Below are 9,355 nucleotides of genomic sequence, written 5' to 3'. Positions count from 1 at the left end.
TTGCTAATTCTGAGAATTCACCCCAATGTTAGGGTGGGCAGTACTTGCCCACCCTATTTTTTTGCTCTCTCCGTATCTCTATGTCGCTGCATCCCCGTATTCCCCCCACTCCCCACTCCTTTACTCCCCGATTCTGGAACTCTGTGCTAAGGTGATTCACAGGTGCAAGGCACTTAGAGCTAGATGCTCTCTTACTCGTTTACGAGTGTACTGTTGCAATGTTTAGGAGGTGATGCCTATGTCAGATAGCAGTAAATGCATGGGTCTTCAGGTTCGAGTATGCCGGCTGTGGGCCGGGGCTGTTCTCTAAACGCTAGTCTTACGTTAGAAAACCTATCGTCAAAATGACTAGCTGGGGTTCCTCCCGGCAGTCAGGTTTCAAACTGAAGACCCGCTACACCGCTCTCACTCTCAAACGTTCAAAATTGGATCGCTCTTAAGAGCTGAAGAAATTGGACATTCACCAGTGAGAGCGGATAGTCATGAAGCAAAAGGGAAAATCAAAGGAATGACTAAACTGACTCAAGCCGAAATACAGGAAAAAGCCAAAATCCTATCTGGATGGGAACTGGTGGAAGAGAGCCTACAGTGCCAGCGCCTGTTCAAAGACTTTGTTGAGGCGATCGCCTTTATCAATAAAATAGTCGAACCAGCGGAAAGCGCCAATCATCATCCCGACCTCTCCATCTCCTACAATCGAGTCAGCATTACCTTGACAACCCACGATGCAGGTGGTTTAACAGAAAAGGATTTTGCTTTGGCACAAGCGATCTCCCAAATAGAATAAGGTAAACTAAAATAAGCTTCTAAAGTTAAAAGCTTAAAGGTGTGAGGAGCAAGTAAAATGTCGAAATTTCTGTGGAAGACCCTGTTGGTAAGTCCAGCAGTCCTGACTACGTTGATCTCTGGTTCTCTCGTTCATGCGGCTGAGAGCATCAGTAACTCGTCCGTGGTTAACCGTCAATCTCTAGATATAAATATTAATGATTCTTTCTCCATTGGAGTCCCCGAATCCTTGGATCTTAAGATTGAACCCTCTTTGATGGCTCAAGAGCGGTCTACTCTAGACCAAGTAATTGAATACAGCACCGACGGAGAAGAAGTCGAAGAAGAAGTCGAACAAGTTACCTCCGTTTCTCAACTGCGGGATGTACGCCCCACTGACTGGGCTTTCCAAGCTCTCCAATCCTTAGTCGAGCGCTATGGCTGTATTGCGGGTTATCCCAATGGAACCTATCGGGGGAACCGGGCTATCACTCGGTATGAGTTTGCTGCGGGTTTAAACGCCTGCTTAGACCGAATTAATGAACTGATTGCAGCAGCTACAGCCAATGCTGTTACCCGTGAAGACTTGGCAGTTCTGCAACGGCTCCAAGAAGAATTTGCCGCAGAATTGGCAACTCTTCGCGGTCGTGTAGATGCCTTAGAAGCCCGCACTACAGAGCTAGAAGCTAACCAATTCTCCACAACTACCAAACTGGTTGGTGAAGCCATTTTTGCTGTTACCGATGCCTGGGGATCGGACCGTAGTATCCGGCATTCTCGATTCAATGTGGGCCGTCGTAGAGCATTCTTAGGTGTTTCCAATAGTTTTAATCCAGATCTTGATGGAGGCGTAGATGACTATGCGAGTGACAACGGGACTGCTCTGATGGGTCGTGTGCGGATGAACCTGAATACCAGTTTCACCGGGAAAGACCTATTATTGACTCGCCTGCAAGCCGGTTCTTCCGATCGCTTTAACTTCCAACGAGAATCGGGTCAAGGACTGCAAACCTTCCAAGTTAACCGGGAAGGTAACGACCAACTCTATGTAGACAAGCTTCAATACTACTGGAGCTACAACAATCGGACTAATGTCGTTATTTCTGCCATAGGTGGAACTTTTGATGACTTTGTACCTACCCTAAACCCCTACTTTGAAGATTACGATGGAGGTAGTGGGTCTCTCAACACTTTCTCGCAACGGAACCCCCTATACCGGATTGGGGGTGGTGCAGGGATTGGTCTAGATATCAACTTGGGTAACTTTAAGTTCCTGAATTTAGGTGCGGTGAACCTGAGTTGGGGATATTTGGCGGAAAACGGACAAAACCCCACCAGTGGTAATGGTCTCTTTAATGGAGACTATGGGATGTTAGCTCAGTTGACCTTTACCCCTTCTAATAGCCTCTCCTTTGCGTTTACCTATGCCAATGGCTATCACGACCAATACAGCCCCATCTTTGACAATGGATATGGGTTTGACTTGGTGAGTACCCCTCAAACACGGCTGTTAACGGATTTAGGACGGACTACAACCAATTCCTATGGTGGAGCCCTTTCTTGGCGGCTGAGTCCGAAGTTTGTGGCGAATGCATTCGTTGGCTATACTGATGCCCAGTTGTTAACTCAAGGACAACGGGGGAGCGGGGAAATCTGGACATATGGTCTAAACATGGCCTTCCCCGATCTATTCCGAGCCGGTAATGTTGGTGGACTCTCGGTTGGTGTACCTCCCACTTTGACTGGAGTAAGCTTGCAAGGTGGCGTAGATAATGGTACACCGATCAATATTGAAAGCTTCTACAAAATCCGGATTTCCGATAACATTTCGGTCACTCCAGGGGTAACGGTCTTAATCAGTCCTTTCCAAGATGCTTTGAATGAGGATACAGCAGTGATTGGAACCCTGAGAACGACTTTGTCGTTCTAAATTGAGATTCTCTAGCAGGGGTGCTAAGGTCTTCAGGTATTGCCCAAACCTTACACCCTGTTAGAACAAGAGGGCTGGAACAGGAAAATCAAGTTAGAATCGAAAGCACCTCGTCGAAATCCTGCCAAAAATCCAATCATGGTGCAAGATAGAGGACAAGACGGAGTTAGTAAAACCTAACATGAGTATCCTGACATTCCAGCGTTTAGGTGATAAAATCCCAGATGGGAAGTTGACGATTCTTTAAGGTGTGAGGAGAAAAAGCAATGAAGTCAAAACTTCTATGGAAATCTATTAGTCTAACCCCAGCACTCTTGGGGGCTGCTTTGTTTGTATCGGGTGGTTCGGCTCTAGCCCAGCCCGCAGAAACCAACAATATAGACCAAATCCAAGAGTATTCTAGAGGAACACGCAGCAGTGGCTCGATTGGTCAAGTTACCTCGGTTTCCCAATTGCGCGATGTTCGTCCTACCGACTGGGCGTTCCAAGCACTGCAATCCTTGGTTGAGCGCTATGGTTGTATTGCGGGTTATCCCAATGGAACCTATCGGGGGAACCGAGCGATGACTCGCTATGAGTTTGCGGCTGGGGTTAATGCCTGTTTAGACCGCATTAACGAGTTGATCGCTGCTGCGACTGCCAACTTGGTGACTCGCGAAGACCTGGCGGTACTGCAACGGTTGCAAGAAGAATTTGCGGCTGAATTAGCGACCTTACGAGGGCGAGTAGATAGTTTGGAAGCACGGGTGGACTTCTTGGAAGAACACCAATTCTCTACAACAACTAAATTGAATGGAGAAGCGGTCTTTGCCTTGATCAATACTTGGGGAGACAATAAGCCTTTGAGAGGATGGGGCCCCGATCGCCGTCGAATCCCTGGCTCGACAACAGCAGGTGGACGGCGAGCAGATGTGGATGATAATACAACTTTGTCCGGTCGTGTCCGTCTGAACTTCGATACGAGTTTCACGGGTGAAGATAGTTTGAGAACCCGACTCGAAGCAGGAAACGTTGAAGGGACTCGTCCTGCACTGGGAACGAGTACAGCTCGTTTAGCTTATGAAACCAATACGGATGAAGAAGTAAATGTTGGGATCTTAACCTACCGTTTCCCCTATGGTGGATACTTTGAGAACGGCGCTCCTAGAGGTCAGATGCAGATTGGGGTGATTGGTCAAGCCCATGATGACTTAATTCCAACCTTCAGTTTGAATAGCTCAGGTAGTGGTGCTATATCTCGCTTTGCTGCTCTCAGCCCGATCTACTCAGGAGGTGATGCGGGGATTACCGGTCTGTACTACTTTACGCCAAGCATTAGTCTCGGTTATTCCTACCTGGCAAGCGATGCAGAAAACCCAACGAGTGGAAATGGGCTATTCAATGGTAGCTTTAGTGCGATGGGTCAGTTGAGCTATGAAGGAGACCGGTTTGGTATTGGTTTCACCTATGCTCGCGATTACATCTCTGGCGTTGGCCGAGGTGCAGGTGGGCTATCTGGCCCCCTCAATCGGGGAATCGGGGTATTAGCATCCGATCCCTTCCGGAAGTCTGGAGAGGCGATCGCTGCTGATTCCTTCGGTCTGGCAGCAGAGTGGCGAGTTAGCGATCGCTTTGTTCTCAATGCTTGGGGTCATTACATGAATGCTCAAGACCTAGACCGTCAAGGCCGCGATCGCTTAGACGATGCAGAGATCTGGAACTGGATCGTTGGATTCACCTTCCCCGATCTTGGTGCAGAAGGCAACTTAGGTGGCCTGATGGTGGGTATGCCTCCCCATGTTACGAATGGAACAGGAGAAGCTCCTGACACCCCGATCCATGTAGAAGCTTTCTATCGCCTCCGTTTAACCGACAATATCTCTATTACCCCTGGTTTCCTTGCCGTGTTTAACCCAGAAGGAGATAGCCGGAACGATTCTGTTTACGTGGGAACCATTCGGACTACCTTCAAGTTCTAGAATGCTTGCCTAATTTCTAAAAAATGAACAAAAGGGTGTGCTATAAGGACACCCTTTTCTATTCTTTGAATTCATATCAAGTCTATTGATTTATTCAAGAAGTGATTTTTTAGAACCTGCTCTATCCCGAGTTATTGAGTAGGGGGAGAAGTATTCACTATAGTGCTTCGCGCTAGGCAATAGGCAATAGGCAATAGCTTGTATGGCTTCAAGGTGTACCTCATAGAAGAGAGAAACGCTATATCCTCTTCTGTCACTCTGAGAAATTTTGATGAATTTCCGTCATTACAGCCCGCGATCTCCAACGGAAGAATTAGGGTTTCATCCCTCTATTTCCGAACGTGACAGAAGAGGGATATGATCGCTAGAGGTAATTCTTCCCCAAGATATTTTTAATTGATATGAGTTATTCGCCTACCGCTTCGGAAGACTTGAATATTCCTAATGCTGATTATCAACAATTGGATATCAAGAAACTCACGCCTATGCTTCAGCATTATGTGCAGGTGAAAGAACAATATCCCCACGCCTTATTGCTCTACCGAGTGGGTGATTTTTTTGAATGCTTTTTTCAAGATGCAGTTACTCTTTCTGTGCAGTTAGAATTAGCGCTCACGAGTCGAGATGGAGGGAAAGAAATTGGCAGAGTGCCGATGACTGGGGTTCCCCATCATGCACTGGATCGCTATTGCCCTCAATTGGTAGAAAAAGGCTACCCGGTAGTGATCTGCGATCAAACGGAAGATGCGGCAGTTGCAGCAGCCGAAAAACGGATGGTGACTAGGGAAATCACCAAAATTCTTACTCCTGGAACCCTTACAGATGAGTCGATGTTAAGCGCTCGTCAAAATAACTTTTTAGCAGCAGTAGTGCTAGTTAAAGATCATTGGGGATTAGCCTATGCGGATATTTCTACAGGTGAATTTTTCACCACTCAAGCGAGTCGTTTAGAGCATTTAAATCAGGAATTAATGCGGTTACAACCTTCGGAGATCCTAATGCCGACGGATGCACCGGATCTGGGTAAAATGTTACGCCCAGGGGAAAAGTCTGAGGAACTTCCGGAAGGATTACCAGACTGTTTTTGCTATTCCTGGCGATCGCAAGTCGTATTTAGTTTACAAGATGCAACTGAGCGCCTGCTGAGTAAGTTTAAGGTCAGATCTTTGGAAGGCATGGGATGCGATCGGATTCCGTTAGGGGTTCGCGCTGCAGGTGGACTGCTCGAATATGTGGAGGAAACCCAAAAACAAAATGCTGTAACCCTGCAATTATTGCGGAGTTATTCGACCCAGGATTTCCTCATTTTAGACCATCAAAGTCGCCGTAATTTAGAAATTACGGAAACTGTCCGCGATCGCACGTTTAATGGCTCCTTACTCTATGCGATCGATCGCACGTTAACAGCTATGGGAGGGCGTGCCCTACGTCGGTGGATCTTGCAACCGTTATTGAAGCTAAAAGGCATTGAAGCACGACAAGATACCATTGAAGAATTAGTAAAAGATACGGAATTAAGGGATTTAATTCGTCAAGTTTTACGCCAGATTGCCGATCTAGAACGGCTCACCGGGAAAGCGGGATCGGGAAGTGCGAATGCGAAGGATCTAGTCTCTTTAGCTGAATCTTTAGCCCAGTTACCTACGTTAGCCCAGTTAGCTAGTAAGGGGCGATCGCCGTTTCTGAGAGCGCTGCAAACTGTACCGCCAGAACTCGAACAATTAGCTCATACGATCAAAGCCTATTTAGTAGAAAATCCACCTCAGCAGTTAAAGGAAGGAGGTTTGATTCAAGCAGGAGTGAATACTGACTTAGATAGGATGAGATCGGATGCAAAAGAAGATCAAGAATGGTTAGCTTCTTTAGAAACTCGCGAACGGGAAAGAACAGGTATTTCTAATCTAAAAGTGGGATATAATAAAACCTTTGGATATTATATTAGTATTTCTCGATCTAAAGCCGATCGGGTTCCAGAAGGCTATACTCGCAAACAAACTTTAGTTAATGAAGAACGCTATATTACTGAAGAATTGAAAGAGCGAGAAGCCCGAATCCTGACTGCGCGAGAAGATTTAAACCAATTAGAATATGAACTATTTGTGCAATTGCGAACCGAAGTGGGGGATCAAACAGAGTTAATTCGCACGGTTTCTCGTGCCGTTGCTGCTATTGATGGGTTATGTGGATTAGCAGAAGTTGCAGTTGTTGAAGGGTACTGTCGTCCCACCTTAACTGAAGGACGAGAAATACTGATTCGGGAGGGACGACATCCAGTAGTTGAGCAAACTTTAGGACGGGCATTTTTTGTCCCTAATTGCACAAGTTTAGCTAAAAATGATCAAAAAAAGTCTACGGATCTAGTCATTTTAACTGGGCCAAATGCCAGTGGTAAAAGCTGTTATCTCCGGCAAGTCGGCTTAATTCAACTGATGGCGCAAATTGGCAGTTTTGTACCAGCAACATCCGCTACATTAGGGATTTGCGATCGTATCTTTACCCGTGTTGGTGCAGTCGATGATTTAGCTACCGGTCAATCTACGTTTATGGTAGAAATGAATGAAACTGCTAATATTCTCAATCATGGCACATCTCGCTCCTTAGTCTTATTAGATGAAATTGGTCGCGGAACTGCCACCTTTGACGGTTTATCGATTGCTTGGGCAGTAGCCGAATATTTAGCAACAGAAATCAGAGCAAGGACAATTTTTGCCACCCATTACCATGAACTGAATGAATTAGCATCCATCTTAGACAATGTAGCCAATTACCAAGTCACCGTCAAAGAAATGCCGGATAAAATCATCTTTTTGCACCAAGTTCAACCGGGTGGTGCAGATAAATCCTATGGCATTGAAGCTGGAAGATTAGCAGGTTTACCCAAGGTGGTGATTGAACGAGCTAAACAAGTGATGACTCAAATTGAACAACATAGTAAAATTGCCGTTGGCTTGCGCCAAGGCATTCCTACATCAGAAAAAGATGGAGAAGAGGGGGAGGAGAGGGTGGAATAAACCTATACCTTAATTCATTACAGCCCTTTGGGATTACCTCGTAATATGGACTTTATATCACAACACTACGAATCAATACATTTTCGATCTTGGCGAAGCGATTAAAAAAGAGAGATGGATTAATCCATCTCTCCTTCTCAGCTCCCAGAAGCTTAGTTAAGCTTTGGAATATAGGGTTTTGAGAACCTAAAAATTAATCCAGGTCACCCATAGACAGAACTGGCTCATTTTCGCGGTCAATTCCTTTTTCAAAGCCAGCCGCAGCAGCACGAGCGCGACCTGCGTGCCAGAGGTGACCAATAAATAGGAAGAAGGCAAAAATGAAGTGAGAACCAGCCAACCAAGCACGGGGGTTAACATAGTTAAATCCATTAGGCTCAGTAATAATTCCACCTACGGAGTTGATAGAACCGTTAGGTGCGTGAGTCATATACTCAGCGGCACGACGCAGTTGCCAAGGTTGGATATCATTTTTCAGTTTGTTGAGATCCAAACCGTTGGGGCCACGAAGAGGCTCTAACCAGGGGCCTTGGAAATCCCAGAAGCGCATGGTTTCACCACCGAAGATGATTTCACCAGTGGGAGAGCGCATCAGGTATTTACCTAGACCAGTTGGGCCTTGTGCAGAACCGATGTTAGCTCCTAACTTTTGGTCACGAGCTAAGAATACAAAGGACTGAGCTTGAGAAGCTTCAGCATTGGTGGGGCCGTAGAATTCGCTGGGATAAGCTGTATTGTTAAACCAAACATAGGCAGCAGCCACAAAGCCCATCAGAGAAAGAGCAGCTAAACTGTAGGACAGATAAGCTTCACCCGACCAGATGAAGGCGCGACGGGCCCAACCAAAAGGCTTGGTGAGAATATGCCAAATGCCACCGGAGATACAAATCAAACCAATCCAGATATGACCACCGATGATATCTTCCATGTTATTCACCCCAATGATCCAGCCTTCTCCACCAAAGGGAGCATCGACGAGATAGCCGAAGATCACAGCCGGGTTGAGGGTAGGGTTACTAATGATACGAACTGCACCACCACCAGGGGCCCAGCTATCATAAACACCACCGAAGAACATGGCTTTAAAGACCAACAATAAGGCTCCTATTCCTAAGAGGATCAAGTGGTAGCCAATGATATTGGTCATTTGATTCTTATCTCTCCACTCGTAACCGAAGAAAGAAGAGTAGTCTTCTAAGGTTTCGGGGCCACGAACGGCATGATAAATTCCACCTAGTCCTAAGACGGCAGAAGAGATCAGGTGGAGAACACCAACTACAAAGTAGGGGAAGGTGTCTACAATTTCCCCACCAGGGCCAACACCCCAGCCGAGGGTAGCGAGGTGAGGGAGAAGGATAGCACCTTGTTCATACAAGGGTTTTTCAGGGATGAAGTGAGCTACTTCAAACAGGGTCATTGCGCCAGTCCAGAAGACAATGAGACCGGCGTGGGCAACATGAGCGCCCAGCAGTTTACCGGATAGGTTAATTAAACGGGCGTTACCAGCCCACCAAGCAAAACCGGTGGATTCTTGGTCACGACCGCCCATTACCATTGAAGGATTGAAAGTGCTTTGCACGCTAGTCGAACCTCTTGTTCTACTCTCTACGATCTAGGTCAAAAAAGGTGAATTGATTCAAGGGATGTGAGCCATTATCCCTGATTTGGGGATAATGACAACAGGTTTGTTT

At 46.4% G+C, this 9,355-nt stretch carries 5 protein-coding genes; 4 read left to right on the top strand and 1 reads right to left on the bottom strand.

The window, feature by feature from the left end; all coding sequences use genetic code 11:
* Positions 1–508 precede the first annotated feature (508 nt).
* The 4 genes from AC3A14_RS22970 to mutS all read left to right on the top strand — a co-directional run bounded on the left by AC3A14_RS22970 (position 509) and on the right by mutS (position 7,664).
* Positions 509–787 carry a 4a-hydroxytetrahydrobiopterin dehydratase gene (locus tag AC3A14_RS22970; RefSeq protein WP_318698281.1) on the top strand — a complete coding sequence of 93 codons (279 nt, stop codon included), beginning with the start codon at positions 509–511 and terminating at the stop codon, positions 785–787.
* 57 nt (positions 788–844) lie between these two features.
* Positions 845–2,695 (top strand): iron uptake porin, encoded by a 1,851-nt coding sequence (locus tag AC3A14_RS22965; protein WP_318735634.1) that lies wholly within the window; start codon positions 845–847, stop codon positions 2,693–2,695.
* A 266-nt stretch (positions 2,696–2,961) separates the two neighbouring features.
* On the top strand, positions 2,962–4,653 hold the full coding sequence (locus AC3A14_RS22960) for an iron uptake porin (protein ID WP_318735631.1): 1,692 nt from the start codon (positions 2,962–2,964) through the stop codon (positions 4,651–4,653).
* Positions 4,654–5,054: 401 nt separating this feature from the next.
* Positions 5,055–7,664 (top strand): DNA mismatch repair protein MutS, encoded by a 2,610-nt coding sequence (mutS, locus tag AC3A14_RS22955; protein ID WP_318735629.1) that lies wholly within the window; start codon positions 5,055–5,057, stop codon positions 7,662–7,664.
* A 193-nt stretch (positions 7,665–7,857) separates the two neighbouring features.
* Here the strand turns inward: mutS and psbC are convergent, their stop codons facing one another.
* Positions 7,858–9,219: a photosystem II reaction center protein CP43 gene (psbC, locus tag AC3A14_RS22950; RefSeq protein ID WP_413038720.1), complete on the bottom strand. Its 1,362-nt coding sequence runs from the start codon at positions 9,217–9,219 to the stop codon at positions 7,858–7,860.
* Between the last annotated feature and the right edge of the window lie 136 nt (positions 9,220–9,355).

The sequence above is a fragment of the Roseofilum sp. genome, assembly GCF_982964205.1.
Note: the sequence above shows the minus strand (reverse complement) of the source record. Positions and strands in the feature narration are given on the sequence as shown.